We start from the raw sequence: 24,339 nt of genomic DNA, 5'->3' as shown, positions 1-24,339 counted from the left end.
AAGGAGACCACCAGATGCGTTCACGCGTCGCCGTGCTCACCGCCGGGACGCTCGTTCTGAGCACCCCGCTGAGTATTCCCGCCAGCGCTCAGGCAGCCCCGCAGGCCAAGCCAGCCACCGTCGCCAAGCCCGCCGCGAAGCCCGCGGCCAAGTCGGCGACGAACCGCTACTCCCAGGTTAACCTGGTGTCCGACGTGCCCGGCAAGGCTGCCGTCACCGACCCCAAGCTGGTCAACCCCTGGGGTCTGGCCATGGGCAAGACACTGTGGGTGTCCGGCGCGGGCACCGGTGTCGCCACCGTCTACTCCGGCAACGCCAAGAAGGAACAGACCGAGGTGGCGATCCCGGGCGGCACGCCGACCGGCCAGGTCGTCAACATGTCGCAGGACGAGTTCCTCATCAAGGACAAGCCCGCGACCTTCATCTTCGCCAGCCCCTCGGGCGCGATCACCGCGTGGAACGCCGAGGTCAACCCCAAGAACGCGGTCATCGCGGCGTTCACCAAGGGCGCCGACTACAAGGGCCTGGCGGTGATGAACACCAACAAGGGCGGCTTCCTGCTCGCCCCCTCGTTCTCCCACCGGGCCATCCACGTCTACGACGAGGAGTTCGACCGGGTCAGGCTGTCCCGCTCGCAGTTCCGCGACCCGCGCATGCCCAGGGACTACGCCCCCTTCAACGTCGAGGTCGTCGGCAACGTGGTCATGGTCGCGTACGCCAAGCGCGACGCCGTCACCGGCAAGGCCGTCCCCGGCCGGGGACTCGGGTTCGTCTCCCGCTTCTCCGCCAACGGACGCTACCTCGGCCGCTTCGCCCAGCGGGGCGCGCTGAACGCGCCGTGGGCGATGATTCAGGCGCCGCGCGGATTCGGGGCCTTGGCCGGCGCCGTTCTGGTGGGTAATTTCGGAGATGGGCAGGTCAACGCCTTCAACGCCCGTTCGGGTCGATACCTCGGCGCGCTGCGGCAGACCAACGGCCAGCCGATCGTGCTCGAAGGTCTGTGGGATCTGGAGCCGGGCACCGAAGCGAACGGCGGCACGAACTCTGTATGGTTCGCGGCGGGCATCGACAAGGCCCAGCACGGCCTCCTGGGCGTGCTGAGGCCGTCGGACGCCGGGCCGTTGCCCGGTGCCGGGTCGCCGTCGGCTCCGCCGGCGGCGTCGGCGACGCCCAAACCGTCGGCGAGCACTACGCCGACGTCGTCTGCGGGCGGCAACTACAGCTACTGAGCTGCCCGGAAGGATAGGAGCGGCGCATGGACAAGAACGTTTTGGGCACAGCCGACATCGGAGTGACGGGCCTGGCGGTCATGGGCCGGAACCTCGCGAGGAACCTGGCCCACCACGGATACGTCGTCGCGGTGCACAACCGCACCGAGAGCAAGACGCAGGAGCTCGTCGAGAATCACGCCGGGGAAGGCGCGTTCATCGCGACGGGCACGACGGCGGAGTTCGTGGCGTCGCTCACGAAACCCCGTAAGGCGATCATCATGGTGAAGGCCGGTCCGGCCACCGACGCCGTGATCGAGGACCTGGCGGCCCACATGGAGCCCGGCGACATGATCGTCGACGGCGGTAACGCCCTTTTCTCCGACACCAGGCGCCGCGAGGCGGCGCTGAAGGAGCGCGGGCTGCTGTTCGTCGGCACCGGCATCTCCGGCGGTGAGGAGGGCGCGCTCAACGGGCCCAGCATCATGCCGGGCGGGTCGCCGGAGGCCTATCGGTCGCTCGGCCCCATCCTGGAGGACATCTCGGCGAAGGTCGACGGGGTGCCCTGCTGCGTCCACGTCGGCGCCGACGGCGCGGGCCACTTCGTGAAGATGGTCCACAACGGCATCGAATACTCCGACATGCAGCTCATCGCGGAGGCCTACGACCTGCTCCGGCAGGCCCTGGGCCGCACCCCGGGCGAGCTGGCGGAGATCTTCACCGAGTGGAACCGGGGCGACCTGGAGTCCTACCTGATCGAGATCACCGCCGAGGTGCTCGGTCACGTCGACGCCAAGACGGGCCGTCCGTTCGTGGACGTCGTGGCCGACCGGGCCGAGCAGAAGGGCACCGGTCGCTGGACCGTCCAGAACGCCCTCGAACTCGGCGTGCCGGTCACCGGCATCGCCGAGGCGGTGTTCGCTCGCGGTCTGTCGGGTGACGTCACCCGCCGCCAGGCCGCCAAGGACCTCGAAGGCCCGATCGGCTCGGCGCCGAACTACTCGCTGGTGGACGACGTCCGGCAGGCCCTGCTCGCCTCGAAGATCGTGGCGTACGCCCAGGGCTTCGACCAGATGGCCGCCGCCTCCAAGGAGTTCGGCTGGGACCTCAAGCTCGGCGACATGGCCACGATCTGGCGGGGCGGCTGCATCATCCGGGCCCGCTTCCTCGATCGCATCCGTGACGCCTACGCCAAGGACCCGGCGCTGCCGACGCTGCTGGCCTCGCCGTCCTTCGCGGAGGCCCTGGCCGAGGCGCAGGGCGCCTGGCGCCGGGTCGTCTCGACGGCCGCCTCGATCGGCGTCCCGACGCCCGGGTTCTCCTCGGCGCTGGCCTACTACGACGGCCTGCGCCGCGACCGCCTGCCGGCGGCCCTGATCCAGGGCCTGCGCGACTTCTTCGGTGCGCACACCTACAACCGCGTCGACCGCGAAGGGGTGTACCACACCGACTGGAGCGGCGACCGGTCGGAGATCCAGGAGTCGTAGGGGACCGTCCGGGGTTCCGGTGACCTGACCACCGGCCCCCGGCCCCACGTCCCGGATCGCGGGGTGAGACACAGGCGGCGCGCGCTCACGTCTCACCGCGATCCGGGGTTCCGGCGTGGGGGCCGATGAACCATTCCACATCGGCCCCCACCCGCCAGAACCCATTGACCCCCACACGCCCGTCTTGTCTATTTGTGCCATTCAGGCTTTGAAGACTGGACCGGTAAGTGAGACGCGGGTACCGCAGGCCCGTTCCGGCGTGATCCAATGCGCGGGTGCCGGGCCCGCTACCGAAGTTCGTCGAGCAAGTCGCGGAAGACGACCGGCAGCTCCTTGACCTGACCTGCGGAGAATCGGTCAAGCTTGCCGGTGAAGGCGAGCTCGTAATCGCCGCCTCGCGGGGTCGCGGTCAGCATCAGGTCGAGCGCGGCGTCGTCGACCTCGTGGTCCCAGACACGTGCCGTCAGGCCATCCCAAGTCGCGGGCGGCTTCGGGTCGTCCCGGTGGATGAACGACGTCTGGAACACCGGATGCACGCCCGGGATCCGGGCCACCCCCGCGCGCGAGACCAGGGTGTCGAAAGGGATCTCGTTGGCCAGCGCCCCCGCCGCGGCCTCTCTGACCTTGGTGAGCAGTGCGGGGAACCCCTGCCCTGCGGGCAGCGCGACGCGCAGCGGCAGCATGTTGACGAACGTGCCGACGACCGATTCCAGCTCCCGGCGGGTGCGCGAGGCCGCCACGATGCCGGTGACCAGGTCCCTGCGTCCGGTCATCCGCTGCAACAGCGTCAAATAGGCCGCGCAGAGCGCCACGAAGGGCGTCGTGGCCCCGTCGCCCAGCCGCCGCAGCCGGTCGACCGTCTCCCGGCCGACCCTGACGGCCGCGGTGGCCCCGGCCCTGGAGGCCTTCTCGGAGACGGCGCCCTCGAAGAGCGGGCCGGGCGCGCCGCTCAGGAGGTCGGTCCAGTAGGGGAGCCGTTCGGCGATCCTCGACTCGGCGCGGCGCACCGACCAGACGGCGTAGTCGGCGTACTGGATCGGCAGTTCGGGCCGGTCGAGACCCGAGTAGAGCGCGGCGAGATCGTCGGCGACGATGCCCAGCGAGCCGCCGTCGGCGGCGATGTGGTGACACACCAGGAACAGCCGGTACTCCTCACGGGCCACCCGGAACACGGTCAGCCGCAGCAGCGGCCCGTCTCCCACCGGGAAGCGCTCGCCGCTCTTCGCCAGCGCCAGGTCCAGGGCCGCCTGTTCGGGCAGGCCGGTGAGGTCCAGGTACTCCAGCGGGGCGGGCAGCACCTCGTGGACCACCTGCGACGGCTCGGTGGTGTACGTCGTCCGGAACACCTCGTGCCGTCTGATCAGCGCGGTGAACGCGTCGGCCAGCCGGACGAGATCGAGATGGCCCGAGAGGGCCACGCCGAGCGTCACATTGGGCGCGGCGGCCGGGTCGGACTGCTGGGCCAGCCAGATGCGGCGCTGCTCGTGGGAGCACGGGAGCGGGCCGCCGTCCCGCGGAACCGGGGTGACCCCCTGCGGGGCGGCCTTGCGCGCCAGCAGCTTGGCCACGAGGGCGCGGCGCTTGTCGGCCTGTTCGGGCACTGTCATCCCGCGATTGTGGCTTACGTCCATGATCGCGGAGAAGTCCTGTTTCATCCCTGGGAGATGGCTGCATGATCGATACCACCCTGACGGACGTCCCGGCCTTCCTGGACCTCTTCGAGGCCCACGCGGAAACCTCGCCCGGCCGGGTCGCGGTGGTGTGCGGGGACCGCACGCTGACCTACGGCGACCTCGACGCCGCCGCCCGAGGCGTGGCCCGCCGCCTCGCCGACGCCGGGGTGACGCCCGGCGACCTGGTCGCCCTCTACGTCGACAGATCGGCGGAGATGGTCGTCGCCTTACTCGGCACGCTCAAGGCCGGGGCGGCCTACTTACCCATCGATCCGGGCTACCCCGCCGCCCGGATCGCCATGGTTCTGGAGGACTCGGGAGCTGCGGCCGCCTTGACCAGGCCGCATCTCCGCGACAGCCTCCCGGGTTTCACCGGGCCGATCGTCGACGTCGACGGCGCGGCCGAAGACGCGGGCCACGCGCTCGGCCGCCGGAGCGCCCGCGCCTACGTGCTCTACACCTCCGGCTCGACCGGCCGGCCCAAGGGCGTCGTGATCTCGCATCGGGCCCTGCTCAACTTCCTGCAGGCCATGCGGGAGCTCCTCGGGGCCGGCAAGGACGACGTGTGGCTCGCGCTCACCTCGCTTTCCTTCGACATCTCCGGGCTTGAGCTCTACCTGCCCCTCGTGACCGGCGGACGCATCGTGGTCGCCGACGCCGAGACCGCCCGCGACGGCGCGCTCCTGCGCGACCTCGTCGAGCGGGAGGGCGTGACCCACGTCCAGGCGACCCCATCGGGCTGGCGGGTCCTCCTCGACGCCGGGTTCGCCGGAAAGGTCACCGGGCTGGTCGGCGGCGAGGCCCTGCCGGTCGCGCTGGCCCGCAGGCTCGCCGCCCGCTGCGCCCGGCTGATCAACGTCTACGGCCCGACCGAGACGACCATCTGGTCGACCGCCTGGGAAGTCCCGAAGAATCCGTCGTATGTCAGCATCGGCACCCCGATCGCCAACACGACCATCCACGTCCTCGACGACGACATGCGGCCGGTCGGCGAGGGCGAGCTCTACATCGGCGGTCTCGGCGTCGCCGACGGCTACCTCAACCGGCCCGAGCTGACCGCCGAACGGTTCGTCCCCACGGGCGACGGCGACCGCCTCTACCGGACCGGCGACCTGGTGCGCCGCCGCGCCGACGGCGGGCTCGACTTTCTCGGCCGCGCCGACACCCAGGTCAAACTGCGGGGACACCGCATCGAGCTGGGCGAGATCGAAAGCGTGCTGGAGGAGCTCGACGGCGTCCGCCAGGCGGTCGTGGCGGTCCACGGCGAGGTCCTGGTGGCCTACGTGGTCGGCACGACGAGTGACCACGGCGATCTTCTGGCCGCTCTGAGAGAGCGTTTGCCCGCGTACATGGTGCCCTCGATCGTCATCCCCCTCGACGCGCTGCCGCTCACCCCCAACGGCAAGGTCGACCGCCTGGCCCTCCCGGCGCCCGCCCAGACGGCGGGGGAGATCGCACCACGTACCGCGACCGAACGCGTCGTCGCGGAGGCGTTCGCCGAGGTGCTCGGGCTCGACAGGGTCGGCGCGGAGGCCGACTTCTTCGCCGTCGGCGGGCACTCCCTGCTGGCGACCAAGGTCACCGCGCGGCTGACCCGGCGGCTCGGGGTGGAGATCCCCGTCCGCGAGCTGTTCGGCGCGCCCACGGTCGAGGCGCTGGCGGCGGTCCTCGACGGCCTGGACACGGTCTCGGTGCCGCTGGAGCTCCGCCCGGCCGGGTCGCCGGTGCTGCTGTCGCCCGCGCAGGAGCGGCTCTGGTTCCTGCACCGCTTCGACCCCGGCGACGCCTCCTGGAACCTGCACCTGACCCGCCGCCTGCCCGGCCGTCTCGACGCCGAGGCGCTGGAACGCGCCCTGCAGAGGGTGGTCGACCGGCACGAGGCGCTGCGCACCCGTTTCCCCGACGCCGACGGCCGTCCGGTCGCGGTCGTCGAGGAGCGCTTCCCGCTCCCGCTGGAGCGCCTGACCGCGCGCGACGAGGATGAGGCCAGGGCGCTGCTGTCGGCGCGGGTCAACGCCCCCTTCGACCTGGCCGCCGCGGCGCCCGTGCGGGCCGCGCTGGTGAAGGTGGCCGACGAGCACGTGCTCTGCGTGGTCTTCCACGGCATCGCCGGGGACGAGTGGTCGCTCGACGTCCTCGCCGAGGACCTCGCCGCCGACCGGGAACCCCTGACGGTTCAGCCCGGCGACGTGGTGGCGTGGCAGCGCGGCCGGGAGGCCGCCGGTCTCGGCGCCGACGCGCTCACCCGCTGGCGCGACCGGCTCGCCGGCCTGCCGGTGCTCAACCTGCCCGCCGACCGCCCCCGCCCCGCCGTCGCGTCCAGGAGAGGCGCTGTCGTACGCGCCGAGCTCCCGATCCCCCCGCTCGAAACCCTCGCCCAGAGCCAGGGCACGACCCTGTTCACCGTGCTCCTGGCCGCCTACCAGGCCGTGCTGTCGGCCGAGACGGGCCTGCACGACTTCGCCGTGGGCGCGCCCACCGCGGGCCGGGGCCGCGTCGAGCTGGAACCGGTGTTCGGCCGTCTCGGCAACGTCCTGGTGCTCCGCGCCGACCTGTCGGGCGACCCCACGTTCGCCGGCCTGCTGGCCAGGGCCCGGACGACCGTGCTGGCCGCGATGGCCGACGAGGAGGTGCCGGTCGAACGCCTGCTCACCGAACTCGACCTCGGCCGCGACCTCGGCCAGACCCCGCTCTACCAGACCGTGCTCACCCTGGACGACCGGCCGGCCGGCGTCTTCCCCCTCGACCACGTCCCGGCCCGCCACGACCTCACGGTCGACGCCTGGCGCTCCGGCGACGGCCTGACCCTCGACCTCACCTACGACGCGACCCTGTTCGACGCCGCCCGCGTCGAGGCGCTGGCCGCCCGCCTCACCGGCCTGCTGGCCACCGTGGCCGACGCCCCCGACCGGCCCCTCTCCGACCTGCTGTTCCCCGGGGTGACCCTCGGCGGCGCGGCCTGGCGCGCCGAAGGTCTCACCGCCTCGACGAGGGTGGAGGCCGTCCCGGTGACCCGTACGCACCGGGCCCCCGAGACCCCCGCCGAACGCCGCATCGCCCGGGTCTTCGGCCAGGTCGTCGGGGTGGACGACGTCGGCGCCGACGACGACTTCTTCGCCCTCGGCGGCCGGTCGCTGCTCGCCCCGCGCGCGGCGGCGCTGCTCACGAAGGCGTTCGGCGTGCCGGTCCCGGTCAGGACCCTGTTCGCCCACCCGACCGTCGCCGGGCTGGCCGCCGCCATCGGGGCCGACCCCGGCGTGGTGCCGCTGGAACCCCGCGAACCCGGCACCCCGGTGCCGCTCTCGGCGGCGCAGGAACGCCTGTGGTTCATGGACCACTTCGACCCCGGCGACGCCTCCAGCAACATGTACCTGGCCCGCCGCCTCCACGGCCCCCTCGACCCGGCCCGGTTCGCCGCCGCCTACCGCGCCCTGGTCGACCGGCACGAGTCGCTGCGCACCCGCTTCCCGGCCGACGACGGACAGCCCCGGCTGGTCATCGACCCGCCCGGCGGCGGGGTGATCGAGTGGGTGCCGCTGCCCGAGGACGCCGTCCGCGACTTCTGCGCCGAACTGGTCAACACCCCGTTCGACCTGGCGGCGGCCCCTCCCGTGCGGGCGACCCTGATCCAGATCAGCCCCGACGACCACGTGATCTGCGTCGCGATGCACCACATCGTCGCCGACGGCTACTCGGTCAACGTGATGATCACCGAGCTCGCGGCCCTGTACGAGGGCGCAGAACTCCCGCCGCTCCCGGTGCAGGCCGGCGACGTCTCCCTCTGGCAGCTCCGCCGGGAGGCCCTCGACGAGGGCGCGGCGGCGCTGGCGCACTGGAAGGAGAAACTGTCCGGGGTCCCCGCCCTGGAGCTCCCTCTCGACCGCCCGCGGCCCCTCGACGCCGCCCGGGTCGGGGCCGAACTCAGCGTGCAGGTGCCCGCCGACCTGGTCGCCCGGCTGGAATCCATCGGCCGCGACAGCGGGACGACCCTGTTCATGGTGCTGCTGGCCGCCTACCAGACCGTGCTGTCCCGGCACACCGGCCAGCACGACTTCGCGGTCGGCTCGCCCACGGCGGCGCGGGAACGCGTCGAACTGGAGTCGGTGATCGGCTACCTGGCCCACACCCTGGTCCTGCGCGCCGACCTGCACGGCGACCCCGGCTTCGACGAACTGTTGCGCCGCACCTGGGCGACGCTCGTCGACGCGCTGGCCCACCAGGACGTCCCGGTCGAACGCCTCAAGTCGGTTTTGGGCGTCCGGCGGGACCTGGGCCAGTCGGCGCTCTTCCAGACCATGCTGATCCTGCACAGCCACACCGCCGGGGGGAACCTGCCGGAGACCTTCGGCGACCTGTCGTACGAGCCCTACGACGCCGGAGCCATCAAGACGGCCTTCGACCTGACCCTCACGGTCTGGCCGGTCGCCGAGGGCCTGAACCTCGTCTTCGACTACGACCTGGCCCTCTTCGACACCTCCACCGTCGAACGCTTCGCCGCCCGCCTGGTCTCCTGCCTGGACGAGATCGCCGCCGACCCCACCGCCCCCCTGTCGGCCCTCACGATGCGCACTCCCGAGGACGACGCGGCGCTGTCCGAGTGGGGTTCCGGCCCGGAACTCCCGCTCCCGGAAGGCACCCTGCTCGACCTGATCACCCCCGGCGACCGGATCGCGGTGGACGACCTCACCTACCGGGACCTGCTGTCGTCGGCCGACGCACTGGCCGGGAGACTCGCCGCGCTGGGAGTCGGGCGCGGCGACGTCGTCGCGATCCTCGCCGAACGCTCCACCCAGGCGCTGACGGGGATGCTCGCGGTGATGAAGGCGGGGGCTGCCTACCTGCCCCTCGACCCCGCCTACCCGGAGGCGCGCATCGCCTTCGTGCTGGCGGACGCGCGGCCCAAAGTCCTGCTGGCCGACCGGGAGCCGTGGGGGAACGGGGACCTTCCCGTCATCCGCCTCGACGCCCCTGCCGCCTCCTCGGACGTGCGCGCGCCCATCACGGGCGGACCCGCGCCCGGCGATCCGGCCTACGTCCTCTACACCTCGGGTTCCACCGGCAAGCCGAAGGGCGTTGTCGTTCCGCATCGGGCGCTGCTCAACTTCCTCGTCTCGATGCGCGAGCTGCTCGGCTCGACCCCGGACGACGTCTGGCTCGCGCTGACGTCGCTTTCCTTCGATATTTCGGGACTTGAGCTCTACCTGCCCCTCGTCACCGGTGGCCGGGTCGTCATCGCCGATCCCGACATCGCCCTCGACGGACAGGCGCTCGCGCAGCGGATCGCCTCCGCAGGGGTCACCCACGTCCAGGCCACCCCGTCAGGCTGGCGGGTCCTGCTCGAGGGCGACATTCCGCGGGTCACCGCACTGGTCGGCGGTGAGGCGCTGCCACCCGGACTGGCCAAGGAGCTCAGGGCGCGAACCGGGAGGCTGGTGAACGTCTACGGCCCGACCGAGACCACCATCTGGTCGACCGCCTGGGAGGTCCCCGATGATCCGGGGGAGATATCGATCGGCCGGCCCATCGGCAACACGACCGTCGCGGTCGTCGACGCCCGGCTCAACCCCGTCCCGCCCCGCGCCCCCGGCGAACTCGTCATCGGCGGGCTCGGGCTGGCCGACGGCTACCTGCACCGTCCCGAGCTGACGGCCGAACGGTTCGTCGACGGGGTCTACCGGACCGGTGACCTGGTCCGCTGGACGTGGGACGGCACGCTCGAGTTCCTCGGCCGGGGCGACGGCCAGGTCAAGCTGCGCGGTCACCGGATCGAGCTCGGCGAGATCGAATCGGTCCTGGAAAGCCTCGACGGCGTCACCAGGGCGGCCGTCGCGGTCAAGGGGGACGTGCTGGTCGCGTACACGGTGGGAAGGACGAACGCCCTCAGGGAAGAGCTGATCGCGCTGCTTCCGGCCAGTTTCGTGCCGAGTGTGTACGTCTCGATGGACGCGCTGCCGCTCACCCCCAACGGCAAGCTCGACCGGCTCGCGCTGCCCGAACCCGAACCGCAGCGGCAGGAGAGCTTCGTCGCGCCGAGGTCCGACGCGGAGGCGCTGGTCGCCGACGTGTGGAGTGAGGTGCTGGGGATCGAGGGGATCGGGGTGTTCGACGACTTCTTCGAGCTCGGCGGTCACTCGCTGCTGGCGGTCCGGGTCGCGGCGCGGCTGGACGCCACGATCGGCGTCGTGGTGCCGATCAGAACCCTGTTCACCCACTCCACCGTCGAGGCGCTGGGCCAGGCGGTCGAGGAGTTGCTGCTGGCCGAGTTCGACGAACTGTCCGACGACGAGGCGCTGGCCCTGATGGAGGAGTCATGACCCAGGACCTCTCCGCAGCCAAGCGGGCCCTCATCCAGCAGCGGCTGCGCCGCCGCACCGCCAAGGCCGTCATCACCCCGCGCGAACCGGGGGTCGTCCCGCCGCTGTCGCACGCGCAGGAACGCCTGTGGTTCCTGGAGCAGTACCGGCCCGGGACCACCGCCTACACGGTCCCGTTCGCGGTCTGGCTGGAGGGCGACCTCACCGCCGGCCAGATCGGCGACGCCCTGCGCGAGGTCACCGTCCGGCACGAGACCCTGCGCACCCGCTTCACCACCACTGACGACGGGCTGCCGGAACTCGTCATCGACGACGAGCCCTCGATCGACCTGACCGTGCGCGAGGCGGACAGCCCGCAGGAGGCCCGGCGGCTGATCTCGGCCGAGCTGGCCCGGCCGTTCGACCTGGCCACCGGGCCGCTGCTGCGGGCCACGCTCGTCAGGCTCGCCCCGGACCAGCACGTGCTCCAGCTCGCCGCCCACCACGCCGTCACCGATGGATGGTCGGGCGACGTGCTGCTCGGCGACATCCTCAGCCGGGTCGCCGGACGGGAACTCGCGCCGCTGCCGGTCCAGTACGGCGACTACGCCCTCTGGCAGCGCGGCCGGGTCTTCCAGGCCGACGTCGACTACTGGCGCGACCGGCTCGCCGACGTGCCGCCGCTCGATCTGCCCACCGACCTGCCCAGGCCGTCGGAGCAGAGCGCCAACGGGTCCGGGCACGGTTTCCAGCTCGACGGGGAACTCGTGGCCGCGCTGACCGAATTGGGGAACGCGCGCGGGGCGACGCCGTACATGATCTTCCTGGCGGCTCTCGAGGTGCTGCTGGGCCGCTGGTCGGGGCAGGACGACTTCGCCGTCGGCACCCCCGTCAGCGGGCGCGGGCAGCCCGAGCTCGACGGGCTGGTGGGGATGTTCGTCAACACCCTCCCGATGCGGGCCGACCTCGGCGGAGATCCCTCGTTCACCGACCTGCTCGACCGGGTGAAGGACGGCGCCCTCGACGCCTTCTCGCACCAGGAGCTGCCGTTCGACCAGCTCGTCAACGAGCTCAACGTCGAACGCGACGTCAGCAGGACGCCCATCTTCCAGGTGCTGTTCGCGCTGCAGAACTACCAGACCGGCCCGGCCGGGGCCGACGTCATCAAGGTCACCGGATTCGTGGCCGACGTGACCGCGGTCAGGTTCGACCTGGCGCTCTACCTCTTCGAGGGTCCCGACGGGATGGGCGCGTCGTTCATCTACTGCACCGACCTGTTCGAGCCGTCCACGATCGAGAGGCTGGCGGCGTCGTTCCAGACGCTGCTGCGCTCGATCGTGGCCGACCCGTCGGCGCCCATCTCCACGCTCGGCCTGCTGCCCGCCGGCGAGGCCGCGAAGGTGCTGGCCTTCGGGGAGTCGACGACGCCGCAGCCGATGACGGCCACGCTGCTGCACGAGGTCGTCAGGGTCTCCGACGCCGCCGCCGTGGTGTTCGGGGACGACACCCTCACCTACCGGGAGCTCGACCAGCAGGCCAACCACCTGGCCCGGCGGCTCATCGAGCACGGCGTGCGGCCCGGTGACCGGGTCGCCGTCTGCCTGGAGCAGTCGGTCGACCTGGCGGTGGCGATCCTGGGGGTGCTGAAGTCGGGGGCCGCCTATGTGCCGGTGGATCCGGAGCTGCCGGCGGCGCGGATGGCGTACATGATCGAGGATGCCGGGATCGCCCTCGCGGTGACCACCCCCGAGCTGAAGCCCGACCGGGTCACCGGTGTCTATCTCGACGGCGGCGTTCAGGACACCGCCCCGCAGACCGATGTCACCCCCGATGACCTGGCCTATGTCATCTACACGTCCGGGACGACCGGCCGCCCGAAGGGCGTCGCGGTGCAGCACCGGGAGGTGCTGGTCTACCTGGCCGGGGTGCACGAGCGGTTCGCGGTCGAGCCCGACTCGGAGTTCGCGCTGCTCCAGTCGCTGGCCTTCGACTTCGGCATCACCGTCTTCTACCTGTCGCTGATGACGGGAGGCTGCCTGCACCTGCTGCCCCCGAAGACCGCCGCACCCGACCTGACGGCATATTTCCGGATCTATCCGGCGGACTACCTCAAGATCACCCCCTCCCACCTGGCCGCGCTGCTGGCCGAGGCCGACCCCGCCGAACTGCTGCCCCGCAAGCTCCTCATCCTCGGCGGCGAGGCCGCCCCGGCGGAGTGGGCTTCGGACCTGGCCACGCGCGTCCGGGTCGTCAACCACTACGGCCCCACCGAGGCCACCGTCGGCGTCACCACCCACGAGGTCGGCACGGAACGCGGCCTGCTGCCCATCGGCCGGCCGCTCCCCGGCGCGACGGTCCGCCTGCTCGACGCCGACGGCACCCCGGTCCCGATCGGCATGCCGGGGGAGATCCACCTCGGCGGCGCGCGCCTGGCCCGCGGCTACCTCGGGCGCCCCGCGCTGACCGCCGAGAAGTTCGTCCCCGATCGGTACGGCCCTCCGGGAGCCCGCCTCTACCGAACCGGTGACCTGGGACGATGGCTGGAGTCGGGCGAACTCCAGTTCCTCGGCCGCCGCGACCTCCAGGTCAAGGTCCGGGGCTACCGCGTCGAACTGGGCGAGATCGAAACCCTCCTCGGCACCTACGAGGGCATCGCCCAGGCGGTGGTCGAACTCAAGGACCAGCGTCTCGTGGCCTATCTGGTCGGCGCGGGGGACACCGCCGAGCTGCGGAGTTGGCTCAAGGACCGCCTGCCCGACTACATGGTTCCCGCTCGGTACGTCTGGCTCGACCGCCTCCCGCTGAAATCCCACGGCAAGGTCGACAGAAGCGCCCTCCCCGACCCGGCGACCGTGCTGGAACCGACAGCCGAGTTCACCGACCCGGCGACGGAGCTGGAAGAGCTGGTAGCGGGAATCTGGGCCGCTGTTCTGGGTCTGGAACGAGTCAGTGTCACCGACGACTTCTTCGACCTCGGCGGCCACTCGCTGCTGGCGATGCAGGTCGTGGCACGGCTGCGCAAAGCGGGCCACGTGGCGACCCTGCTCGACCTCTTCAAGCACCCCACAGTCCGTGACCTGGCCAGACTCATCGACCCGTCGACGGAGAAGACATCCGGAGGACTGCTCCACCGCCTCACCCCAACGCGCAAGGTCAGAGCCTCGGTGGTCTGCGCCCCCTACGGCGGTGGCAGCGCCGTCATCTACAAACCCCTCGCCGACGCCCTGCCGGACGACTGGGCCCTGTTCTCGCTGGCCGTACCGGGCAACGAACTCGGCGAAGAGCCGCGCCCCCTGGACGAGGTCGCCCGCGACTACGCCGAGGAGATCCTCGCCAAGGTCACCGGCCCGATCGTGCTGTACGGCCACTGCGGCCTCGGCGCCACGATCTCCATTCAGGCCGCCCGCCATCTCGAAGCGGCCGGACGCGCCCCCGAGGCCGTCTACCTGGGCGGCGTGTTCCCCTTCGCCAGGCCCAAGGGCGTCCTGTCGAAGGTCGGCACCTGGCTGGACGAGGCCGGCGGCGACCAGGGCCGCATCAACGCACTCTCCGCCGCCGGACTCGACGTCGCCGAGTTCGACCAGGAGGAACTGAAGCTCATCGTCGCCAACCGCAGAAGCGGCACCCGCGACGCCGAGCAATATTTCACCGAGGTCTTCGAACAGGCCCCGCCGCCCATGAAGGCCCCGGTCATCGCGGTCGTCGGCGAGCGCGACCCGGCGATGGAGTTCTACCAGGAGCGGTTCCGCGAATGGCACGTCGTGGCCGAGACGACGGCCTGCGTGGTCCTCGACGAGGCCGCGCACTACTTCGTGAAGTACCGCGCGGACGAACTGGCGACCATCGTCACCCGCACCCACGCCGCGATCGAAAACGGCGTGGCCGAAACCCTGGAACGCCGCACCGGCGACGAGTCGTGGTGGCTCCAGGACGTCTCCCACGACGGCAAGCCGGTCAAGGCCGGGCCCGAGCCGAGCATGAAGCGGTTCGCCGCGCTGTCGGCGGGCCAGCTCGTCTCCATCATCGGTTCGGCGCTGACCGAGTTCGCCCTGCCGCTGTGGATCTACATGACCACCGGCTCACTGGCCAACTTCGCGCTGTTCTCGGTGCTGGCCCTCGTGCCCGGCATGATCGTCGCCCCGCTCGCGGGCACCATCACCGACCGCTTCGACCGCCGCAAGGTCATCCTGTTCGGCGACGTCGCGGCCGGCGGCTCCCAGCTCGTGCTCGGGGTGCTGGCCTGGACCGGCGGCCTGGAGATCTGGCACGTCTATCCGCTGCTCGTCACGCTCTCGGTGGCGCTGACCTTCCAGCGGATCGCCTACGCGGCGGCGATCCCGCAGATCGTGCCGAAACGCTTCCTGGGTCATGCCAACGGGATGATGGGCCTGGTCAACGGTGTCGCGCATCTCATCGTCCCGCTCGCGGCGGCGGGCCTGATGGCCCTGATCGGTCTTGAGGGCATCCTCGTCATCGACGTCGTCAGCTACGGCGTCGCGATCACGACGGTGCTGCTGGTCAAGTTCCCGAAGACGATGGCCTGGCGCCGCCGCGAGCCGCTGCTCACCGAGATGGTCCAGGGCTTCAGGTACACCTGGGGCAACCACGGCATCCGCCGCATGCTGCTCTTCTTCGCCGTGGTGAACCTGTTCATGTCGCCGCTGTTCCTGCTCATCTCGCCGCTCGTGCTGAGCTTCGCGGAGCTGCCGGACGTCGGCCGGGTCACCTTCGCGGGCGGCCTGGGCATCTTCCTCGGCGGTCTGCTCATGACCATCTGGGGAGGGCCGCGCCGTCTGCGGCTGCGGGGTCAGCTCTGGGCCACCGTGTCGCTGTCGGCGGGCGCCGTCGTGGTGGGGGCGCACGAGAGCCTCGTCGTGATCGCCGCCGGGGTGTTCGGGATGTTCTTCTCGCTGACCGTGCTCAACGGGATCTACAACACGATCATCCAGGTCAAGGTCCCGCAGCGGTTCCACGGCCGGGTCTTCGCGCTGAACCAGCTGATCGCGTTCTCCACCCTGCCCATCGGCTACGGCCTGGTCGCGCCCTACGGCACCGCCCTCTTCGAGCCGCTGATGGCGGAGGGCGGGCTGCTGGCCGGTTCGATCGGGCTCGTCATCGGCACCGGCGAGGGTCGCGGGATCGCGCTGATGTACGTGCTGTTCGCGCTCGTCATGGCCTCGGCGGTCCTGGTGGCCCGGTTCATCAAGGGCCTGTGGTACTTCGACGACCAGGTCCCCGACGCGCTCCCGGACGACCTGATCGGCCAGGAGATGCTGAAGGGAGCCGGTCGGACCGGCCCCCTCGCGGTCAGGTCCTAGCAGTAGCCGAGCATCGAGTTCAGGGCCGTCTTCTCCGACGCCTGGAGCTTCAGGGAGTACTTGTACTTCACGGTGATCCAGGACTTGGCGTAGTTGCAGTAGATGGCGGTCCTGGACGGCTTCCACGCCGCCGGGTCCTTGTCGCCCTTCGACTGGTTCACGTTGTCGGTCACGGCCCAGAGCTGCGGCGCGGACAGGTCGTTGGCGAACTGCTCACGGCGGGCGGTGGTCCAGGCGTTCGCGCCCGACTTCCAGGCCTCCGACAGCGGGACCATGTGGTCGATGTCGACGTCGGCCGCGTTGGTCCAGGTGGCGCCGTCGTAGGGCGAGTACCAGCTGCCGGAGGTCGCGGCGCAGGAGGAGTTGACGACGACACCGGTGCCGTCGCGCTTGAGCACCTGCTCCCGGGTGTTGCACGCCCCGGAGACGGTGCTCCAGTGCGGGAACAGGTCCCGGTTGTAGGAGCCGGAGTTGGCCTCGTTGGCCACGGTCAGCGCGTTGAGCTGGCTGACGGCGGTGGCGTAGGAGGGGATGCCGGGGACGGCTGCGGAGGCGGGGGTGGCGAGCAGGGCGAGGGTGGCGATGGAGGCCAGGCCTAAGGACAGGGCACGCCGCACGGGAGCTCCTTGAGGGATTGTGAACCTTGTCAAGAAGGACTCTCACATCGCTGACAAAATCCTGAAATATCAGGCTTTGACTACCAGGGCCACGTGTCTTCGTGTGAACGCGCTCAGGACACGTTCGGGAAAAACCCCAGTTCACCGCCCGGCCACCTGGCCGCCGCCCGCAGGCCGAAATGTCAGCGCAACACGTGCAGATCGACCGGCCGGGTGTCCCGGAACGACGACTCGACGACGAGCTCCTCGACGCCGCGCATGAGCGTCACCATCCGCTCGCGCGGGAAGCGGCAGGTGTCGGCCGTCAGCCCGATCGCGAGCGTGCCGGCCTGCCGGGTGATCACGAAGCAGAAGTCGCAGTTGAAGTGCTCCACCCCGGGCAGCCACTGGACCTCGGTCGGGCACGGTCCCTCGGCCGCGACCTGGGTGGTCGTCCGCTGCTCGATCGGCCGCACGTCGTTGAAGCAGCACGACGGGTAGACGCGCACGCCCCTGTCGGTGCTGACCTTGTCGACCATGGCGTCCCAGGCGCGCTGGTCGTACTGGGCGTGGCGGTAGGAGCGCATCGCGTCCGAGTGGGACTGCTCCAGCGTCTTGGCCAGGGGCGCGCGCGGGTCGCTGCGCATGGTGAACAGGCCGAGCTGGGTGAGGGTGGCCACCAGGTTGCGGGTCGTGGGCCGGTAGCGGTTGTGCACGATCGGGGTGATCGCGGAGACGTCGTGCTCCATCTGCGTGCCGAGCAGCACGGCCACCGCCGTCATCAGGACCGTCGCGGTGCTGACGTGATGGCGGGCGGCCACGACCGCGACGGCGTCCTCCAGCGCGCGGGACTCCAGCACGGCCCGGCTCCAGCGCGGCTCCGCCGGTGGTCCCACCACCTCGGGGAACATCGTGGGCGGGATGCGGCGGTAGCCGTTCTCCCAGTGGGCCAGCGCGGCCTCCGAGCGGTAGCGGCCGACGCCCGACTCCTCCTCGGCCACCAGGTCGAGCAACTGCTGCGAGGGCTGCACGGGGAACCCGCCGCGCAGCAGCAGGTTCCGCAGTTCGCGGGCCACCAGGTCGGCGGCGTAGTCGTCGGCGGCCAGATGGCACAGCACGAACACGACGTGCCGGACCTTGCCCTCCACGACGACCAGGCCGAACCTGGCCGGCCACTCGTCGCCGGGCTCGAACGAGGTCCGGGCCAGCTCGGCCAGCAGGACGTCGGCGACCTCGTCGGCCTCGTCGTCGCCGCACTCGGCCAGCCTGATCGGCAGCGCGCCCTCGCCGTGCACCACCTGATAGGGCTCGCCGTCCTGGTCGACGTGGGTTCTGGCTCTGAGCGCCTCGTGCCGCAGGACCAGCGCGGCCACCGCCGCGAGCACGTCCTCCAGCGGGAAGGGGCCCCGCCCCCGGGCGAAGGCGATCAGCCGCCCGATGTTGAAGAAATGGGCGTTGGCCGGTCCGGCCTGCTGGATCGCGTCCCAGATGGCGCGCTGTCCCCAGGCCAGGCGGGCCCGCCCTTCTCTGGCCCCGGCGAATTCTGCTCTCACGGAGTACTCCAAAGCCCCGGTGCGTGCCGAGGGCACGCACCGGGGACTCACCTCAGATCGTCAGCCCGCCGGGAACAGCGTGCCGTAGTCGGCCAGGGCCATGGCGATGTCCGCCTGGGCCCAGAACCGGTGGTAGGTGAACGTCGGCACCGCGCCGCCGTTCAGGTAGGTCTGCACCTTCGGCCACTCGGGGTCGCTGGTGTAGAAGGAACGGAGGCCGAGGAACGACTTGCCCGGGACGACGGTGTCGCCGTTGGGCATGACGCCGCTGAAGCCCGAGGGGATGTAGACCCCCTGCTGGGTCGACGACGAGTACACGTCGTCGAAGCGGTTGTAGTCGGCGCGCGGCTCCGGCAGTGCGATGCCCTTGCTGGTCTTCGACAGCAGCATGCGGTCGATCAGGCCCTTGGCCGTGGCCTTGGCCGCGTTGCCGGTGGTCGAGCCGTTCTCCTTGGCGGCGTACCAGATCAGCGTACGGGCCAGGGAGGCGGCCACACCGACGTCGGTGCCGGTGTTGCGGATCGTCACGTGCAGCCCGGGGTTGTCGGCCGGCACGCCGGTCGAGCTGGAGAAGCTGGCCGACGGGGTGCCCGACCAGTCCATCTCGTTCGGGATGGCGAAGGTCGCGCCGCTGCCCAGGGTCGTGTTGGCGACGGCCCACGGGACCCACTTGTCGAGCACCGACTTGGCCGTGGTGTCGCCGGTCACGTAGTAGAGCTCCGCCAGGCGCTGCATGCCCCAGGCCTGGAAGCCGAACCACTGGTTGGAGGGCGGGTCGTGGTAGACGGGGTCGACGTCGTAGGTCTGGCCGAAGAACTGCGGCACGCCGCTCGGCCGGGCGGCGTAGGCGCCGTCCCACGAGTTGGTCGCGCCACCGGCGATGCCGCCTTCAGCCGACTGGAGCCACTTGTAGAACTGCACCTGGCGGGTGAGCGAGGTGTTCCAGTCGCTCGCCGCCGTCGGCGACTGCGGGCGCAGCGCCGTCGGGCCCGACGGGCTGAGCACCCAGGCCGCGAGCGGGTTCTGGTAGCCGCCGTGGTTGTGGCTGGAGCCGATCCGCCACGCCCACGTGCCGTCCATGGCGCCGCCCCAGGCGAAGTACCAGCTCAGCAGGTAGGCCGAGCTGCTCTTGCCGGAACCTGCGGCGCACGTCGGCGACGCGCAGCCGGGGTTCTTGAAGTACTTGTCGTACATCGCGTAGCGCAGGTAGTCGCCGAGCTTGGCGGCCTTGGTGATGGTGGCCGAGATCTGCGACTGGTTGCCCTGCGCGGTCGCCCACTGGAGCGCCCAGTAGGCGGCCTGGACGGCGCGGGCGTCGGCGTCAGGGGCGTTGGTGTAGCGCCACTGCGGGGCCGCGGTGCCCTGGATGAACAGCGGCTGGAAGCCGCCGCCGGTCTGGCCGTACCGCTGGGTCTCGCACGAGGGGTGCGGGATGGTCTCCCAGACCGACTCCTGCGGGCCGCGCTGGTAGGTGTTGATGTAGGTGACCCGCTTGGTGTTGTCGCCGCACTCGCTCAGGCTGCTGCCGCGGCCGGTGCCGAAGCCGTAGACGTCGTCGACGTCGATCAGCCAGTGCATGGCGTACATGTTGCGGTTGCCGTAGGTCGACTGGAGTTCGGCCGCCAACGGGTCGGCGCCCGCGACGACACTCGTGGAGAGCGGCGACGGGTACTGGTTCGGCTGGTTGAACTCGGGCGCGTAGTCGGCCGGGTCACTGGGGTTGTACGCGGTCTGACCGCCGGGCTGGCCGGCCGCCGACGGGATGATGTACGTCTCCATCAGCGTCCACGACGCGTTGAACGGCGCCCAGTTACCGGTGATGCGGCCGTACTGCGCCTCCAGCCAGATCAGGTAGGAGAACGCCTCGGAGGTGGTCTCGTGCCCGTGGTCGGGCGCCTCCACCAGCAGCGTCTCCACCGAGTGGTAGGGGATGCCCTCCGGTGACAGGTAGCCCGAGGCCGAGGCCTTGAGCTTGTTGTACTGGGTCTGGAACTCGGTGATGTACGCGTTGGCGGTGCTCTCGTCGTCCGCTTCGGTCGCCGTGACCGCCACCGAGGTCAGGCCGGTGGATGCCACGTTGAACGTGCGGGTGCCGTTGGTGCTGTCGGAGTCCTGCGCGGCGCTCAGGGTCACGTTCTGCGTGGTCGCGTAGTTCGCCGGGGTGAACGTCAGCGACGCGCCGCCGGTGACGGTCAGGTTCGTGTCGCCGCTGGACGCGGCTGTGGTGGTGACGGTGACGTTCGACGTGGGGGCGATCGCCAGCCGTACACCGAAGATCGCGGTGTTGCCCTCGGGGACCGTCAGCGCGGTCGGCGAGACGACGAGCGACTGGGTGGTGCCCGAGTCGTCGTCGGCCTCGTTCGCGGTGACGCTGATTCCGGCCAGGCCGCTGGAGGCGACCGCGATCGTCCGGGAGCCGTTGACGCTGTCGGAGTCCTGCGCGGCGGCCAGGGTCACGTTCTGCGCGGTGGCCCAGTTCGACGTGGTGAACGTCAGGCTGGCCCCCGAGCTCACGGTCAGGTTCGTGTCACCCGAACCGGCCGTCGAGGTCACCGTGACGTTCGACGTGGGCTGTGCCTGGAGCCGGACCGAGTAGGTGGCCGTGCCGCCCTCGGGCACGCTCACGGTGGTCGGGGTCACGACCAGTGCCTGCGGGGTGGGCGAGGGGGAGGGGGACGGCGACGGGTTCGGCCCGTTGCAGACCGTTCCGTTCAGCGAGAACGAGGTGGGGTTGGTGTTGGTGCCGCTGTACCCGCCGTTGAAGCCGATCCCGACGCTCGCGCCGGTGGCCAGGTTCTGCGCCCACGACGGTGCGACGACCGTGACGTTCGCGCCCGACTGCGACCAGGTGGCGTTCCAGCCCTGCTGGACGGTCTGGTTGCCCGGCCAGGTGTAGGTGAGCCGCCACGGGCTGACCGCGTCGCCGAGGTTCTGGATCGAGATGTTGGCGCCGAAGCCGCTGCCGTTGTCCCACTGCTTGGAGTAGGTCACCTGGCACGCGATGGCGGCGTTGGCGGGAAGGGTGGGGATTGTGGCGAGCGCGACGGACGCCACCAAAGCGGTGAACACCGCCATGACGCGGAACCGCCATGACCGCAGCCGAAGTCTGGGTGGGGGTCTCATAAGCAGGTCATCTCCGGGGCAGGGGGTGGGCGGATCTCAATGTGGGCGCGTTTCCGCGCCGCGTACAGGGTGTTTCGGGAACGTGACGACGCTGGGTGAGCCGACGTGGGACTGCGTACGAAGGGTGGTGAAACGTTCAGGATCGCGGCTTGTGCGGGCTTAGGCGGGGAGTTATGCTCATTCATAGAAGTACTCAGTTTGAGAAAGACGGTGGAATGGAAGAGGCGCAATGGCTGAAGTCCTATGAGCCGCGTGATTACCCAGCGGTGGGCGTGACGGTCGACCTCGTCATCCTGACCATCCGTGACAAGGAGCTCCACGTCCTGCTGATCGAGCGCGGCCAGCCGCCGTTCGAGGGCGAGTGGGCGCTCCCCGGCGGATTCGTCCAGGAGAACGAGGACTTGCACGACGCCGCCGCGCGGGAGCTCCAGGAGGAGACGGGCCTGACCCAGAGCGACCTCGACCGTGTCCACCTGGAGCAACTGCAGACCTTCGGAAAGCCCGGCCGCGACCCGCGACCCCTGCGGGTCTACTCCGTGGCCTACCTGGCCTTCGCCCCCCGGCTACCCGAACCGGTCGCCGACACCGACGCCAAGAACGCCGCATGGATCCCCCTGGCTGCCACCGGGGAGATGAAGCTGGCCTTCGACCACGAGGAGATCCTCTCCGCCGGGGTCGAGAGGGCCCGCGACAAGCTGGAATACAGCCCGCTCGCGACGAAGTTCGTCGGCCCGGAGTTCACGATCTCCGAACTGCGCACGGTCTACGAGGCCGTGTGGGGAGAGCAGCTCCACGCCGCCAACTTCCACCGGAAGGTGCTGTCGGTGCGCCACTTCGTCGAGGAGACCGGCCGCACCACCGAGCGCGGGGGAGAACGTGGGGGCCCCCGCGCCCGCCTCTACCGGCGGGGCGACGCCACCCAGCTCCACCCGGCGTTACTGCGCCCGACCGCTGAATGACGCTCGAAGCCACCGAACAGGAGTCACCGCATGGGATGGGGCCACTGGTCCGACGATGAATACGAGGCCGCGCACATCTACCGCGAGCAGCGCGGTCTCGCCGCCTTCGGCCACAACGAGTCGATGCGCAACCGGCCACGCCACGCCTGGCGGGTGCATCAGGCGCTCGACCCGTACAACCTGAAGTTCCGCGAGGCGCGCGACTCGCAGGAGCACCCCGAGAGCCTCGCCGTCGCGGTCTTCTTCGACGTCACGGGCTCGATGCAGCGCATCCCCAGAGAGCTGCAGGAACGCCTGCCGAGCCTGCTCTCCACCGTCACCGCGCTGGTCCCCGACGCCCAGATCCTCTTCGGCGCCGTCGGCGACGCCACCTGCGACCGCGCGCCGCTCCAGCTCGGCCAGTTCGAGTCGGACAACCGCATGGACGAGGACCTGCGCCGCATCCTCCTGGAGGGCGGCGGTGGCGGCGGCATGGAGGAGAGCTACGAGCTGGCCCTCTACTTCCTGGCCCGGCACACCGTGCTCGACTGCCACGAGAAGCGCGGGGTGAAGGGCGTCGCCTTCATCATCGGCGACGAGAAGCCCTACTTGTCCGTGGCCGGTGACCAGGTCGCCGGGCTGTTCGGCGAGTCCATGCCCAAGAACGTCCGCATCGAGGACATCGTCAAAGAGGCCTCCCGCACCTGGGACCTCAACGTGATCATCCCCGGCGGCACCTCCCACGCGGGCGACCAGCAGGTCAGCGGCCTGTGGCGCGCGCTTCTCGGCGACCGCGTGATCGAGCTCGACGACATCTCGTCGATCTGCGACACGATCGCGCTCACCGTGGTCGACCGTGTCATGTCCCAGAAGGCCCACTAGCGAGAGTGGACGCCGCCATGGAAGATCACATCATCGTCACCGACCTCGGATACGGCGACGCGGGCAAGGGCACCATCGTCGACTGGCTGTGCTCCCGCGCGCCCTACCGGGCCGTCGTCCGGTTCAACGGCGGTGGCCAGGCCGGCCACAACGTCGTCACCCCCGACGGCAACCACCACACCTTCTCCCAGTTCGGCGCCGGCACGTTCTGGAACGTGCCGACGTTCCTGTCGCGGTTCATGATGGTCGACCCGATCAGGCTCGCCAGCGAGGCCAAGCACCTGCTGCGGCTCAACGTGCCCGACCCGATCGGCCTGCTGACCGTCGACCCCGACGCCCTGGTGACCACGCCCTACCACAAGATGGTCAACCGGTTCCGGGAGAGCTCCCGGGGCGAGCGCCGCCACGGTTCGTGCGGCATGGGCGTCGGCGAGACGGCGTCCTACGCGCTCGACAACCCCGACGCCGCGATCCGGGTCGCCGACTGCGGCAACCCCTGGGCGCTGCGGCCCCTGCTCCGCCGGCTGCGCGACTGGGCCTCCGCCGAGATCGGCGAGCCGATCAGGTTCCCGGCGGTCGACGACGTGGCCGACGCCTACCGCCAGTTCGCCGCGACCGTCCACACCGGCCGGCTGCCGTCGGGCGGCCCGCTCATCTTCGAGGGCGCCCAAGGGGTGCTCCTCGACGAGTGGCACGGCTTCCACCCGTACACGACCTGGTCGACCACCACGTTCACCAACGCGTTCGAGCTGCTCGGCGATGTCGGCATGGACGACGCGAAGCGGCTGGGCGTCGTGCGGACGTACATGACCCGACACGGCAACGGCCCTTTCGTGACCGAGGACCCGACCCTCCACCTGCCCGAGCGCCACAACGTGACCGGCGAGTGGCAGGGCCCGTTCCGCACCGGCCACCTCGACCTCGTCGCCCTCCGCTACGCCGCCCTCGTCTGCGGCGGCGTCGACGAGATCGCCCTCACCCATCTCGACGTGGCCGAGGAGCACCCCGAGCTCAAGGTCTGCCGCGAATACGCCGACGGCCTGACCCTGGTGCCCGGCGGCGGCCTCGACCACCGTGCCACGGTGTCGGAGCGCCTGCTCACCGCCCGCCCGATCCTCTCCGAAGCACCGGAATCGTGGGGCGGGCTCGTCGCCCAGGAACTCGGGGCCCCGGTCACGATCCGCTCCAACGGCCCGACCTGGCTCGACAAGAAGGTCCGCCGGGCCGCCGCGGCCCACCGCTGACCCAGACGGTCGATCTAAGCGGTT

General features: G+C 70.8%; 11 protein-coding genes. 7 read left to right on the top strand and 4 right to left on the bottom strand.

The annotated features are described in order from the left end of the window. Positions 1 to 14: 14 nt before the first annotated feature. A complete protein-coding gene (locus tag AW272_RS35025; RefSeq protein ID WP_066374234.1) occupies positions 15 to 1,229 on the top strand; it encodes a TIGR03118 family protein in 1,215 nt (404 codons plus the stop codon). A 26-nt stretch (positions 1,230 to 1,255) separates the two neighbouring features. Beyond that, positions 1,256 to 2,695, top strand: a complete 1,440-nt coding sequence (gnd, locus tag AW272_RS35020; protein WP_066374232.1) for an NADP-dependent phosphogluconate dehydrogenase — start codon at positions 1,256 to 1,258, stop codon at positions 2,693 to 2,695. Positions 2,696 to 2,982: 287 nt separating this feature from the next. Here gnd and AW272_RS35015 read toward each other — a convergent pair whose 3' ends face one another. After that, positions 2,983 to 4,302 carry a condensation domain-containing protein gene (locus AW272_RS35015; RefSeq protein ID WP_169807688.1) on the bottom strand — a complete coding sequence of 440 codons (1,320 nt, stop codon included), beginning with the start codon at positions 4,300 to 4,302 and terminating at the stop codon, positions 2,983 to 2,985. Positions 4,303 to 4,367: 65 nt separating this feature from the next. Here AW272_RS35015 and AW272_RS35010 point away from each other — a divergent pair, with 65 nt between their 5' ends. Both AW272_RS35010 and AW272_RS35005 read left to right on the top strand, forming a co-directional pair. Next, positions 4,368 to 10,682 (top strand): non-ribosomal peptide synthetase, encoded by a 6,315-nt coding sequence (locus tag AW272_RS35010; protein ID WP_066374229.1) that lies wholly within the window; start codon positions 4,368 to 4,370, stop codon positions 10,680 to 10,682. After that, complete coding sequence (locus tag AW272_RS35005; protein ID WP_066374227.1) at positions 10,679 to 15,979, top strand: non-ribosomal peptide synthetase/MFS transporter; 5,301 nt, start codon at positions 10,679 to 10,681, stop codon at positions 15,977 to 15,979. Before AW272_RS35010 ends, AW272_RS35005 begins: the two co-directional genes overlap by 4 nt. Here AW272_RS35005 and AW272_RS35000 read toward each other — a convergent pair. From AW272_RS35000 to AW272_RS34990, 3 genes are all read right to left on the bottom strand, one after another. Then, positions 15,976 to 16,596: an HNH endonuclease family protein gene (locus AW272_RS35000; RefSeq protein WP_174551883.1), complete on the bottom strand. Its 621-nt coding sequence runs from the start codon at positions 16,594 to 16,596 to the stop codon at positions 15,976 to 15,978. The genes AW272_RS35005 and AW272_RS35000 overlap by 4 nt on opposite strands. Positions 16,597 to 16,778: 182 nt before the next feature. Then, entirely contained in the window at positions 16,779 to 18,128 is a 1,350-nt protein-coding gene (locus tag AW272_RS34995; protein ID WP_169807687.1) for a condensation domain-containing protein, read from the bottom strand. Between the two features lie 60 nt (positions 18,129 to 18,188). Continuing rightward, on the bottom strand, positions 18,189 to 21,251 hold the full coding sequence (locus AW272_RS34990) for a glycoside hydrolase family 48 protein (RefSeq protein ID WP_066374224.1): 3,063 nt from the start codon (positions 21,249 to 21,251) through the stop codon (positions 18,189 to 18,191). 215 nt (positions 21,252 to 21,466) lie between these two features. Here AW272_RS34990 and AW272_RS34985 point away from each other — a divergent pair, with 215 nt between their 5' ends. Genes AW272_RS34985 through AW272_RS34975 form a run of 3 tightly spaced genes read left to right on the top strand, consistent with a single transcriptional unit; the run spans position 21,467 to position 24,315 of the window. Further along, entirely contained in the window at positions 21,467 to 22,210 is a 744-nt protein-coding gene (locus AW272_RS34985; RefSeq protein ID WP_066374222.1) for an NUDIX hydrolase, read from the top strand. Positions 22,211 to 22,240: 30 nt separating this feature from the next. After that, a complete protein-coding gene (locus AW272_RS34980; RefSeq protein WP_066374220.1) occupies positions 22,241 to 23,071 on the top strand; it encodes a hypothetical protein in 831 nt (276 codons plus the stop codon). Positions 23,072 to 23,088: 17 nt separating this feature from the next. Next, a complete protein-coding gene (locus tag AW272_RS34975; protein ID WP_066374360.1) occupies positions 23,089 to 24,315 on the top strand; it encodes an adenylosuccinate synthetase in 1,227 nt (408 codons plus the stop codon). Positions 24,316 to 24,339 lie beyond the last annotated feature (24 nt).

The sequence above is a fragment of the Herbidospora mongoliensis genome (assembly GCF_001570545.1).
Lineage (GTDB): Bacteria > Actinomycetota > Actinomycetes > Streptosporangiales > Streptosporangiaceae > Herbidospora > Herbidospora mongoliensis.
The sequence above is the reverse complement of the archived record's forward strand: the minus strand, read 5'-3'. Positions and strand labels throughout refer to the sequence as shown.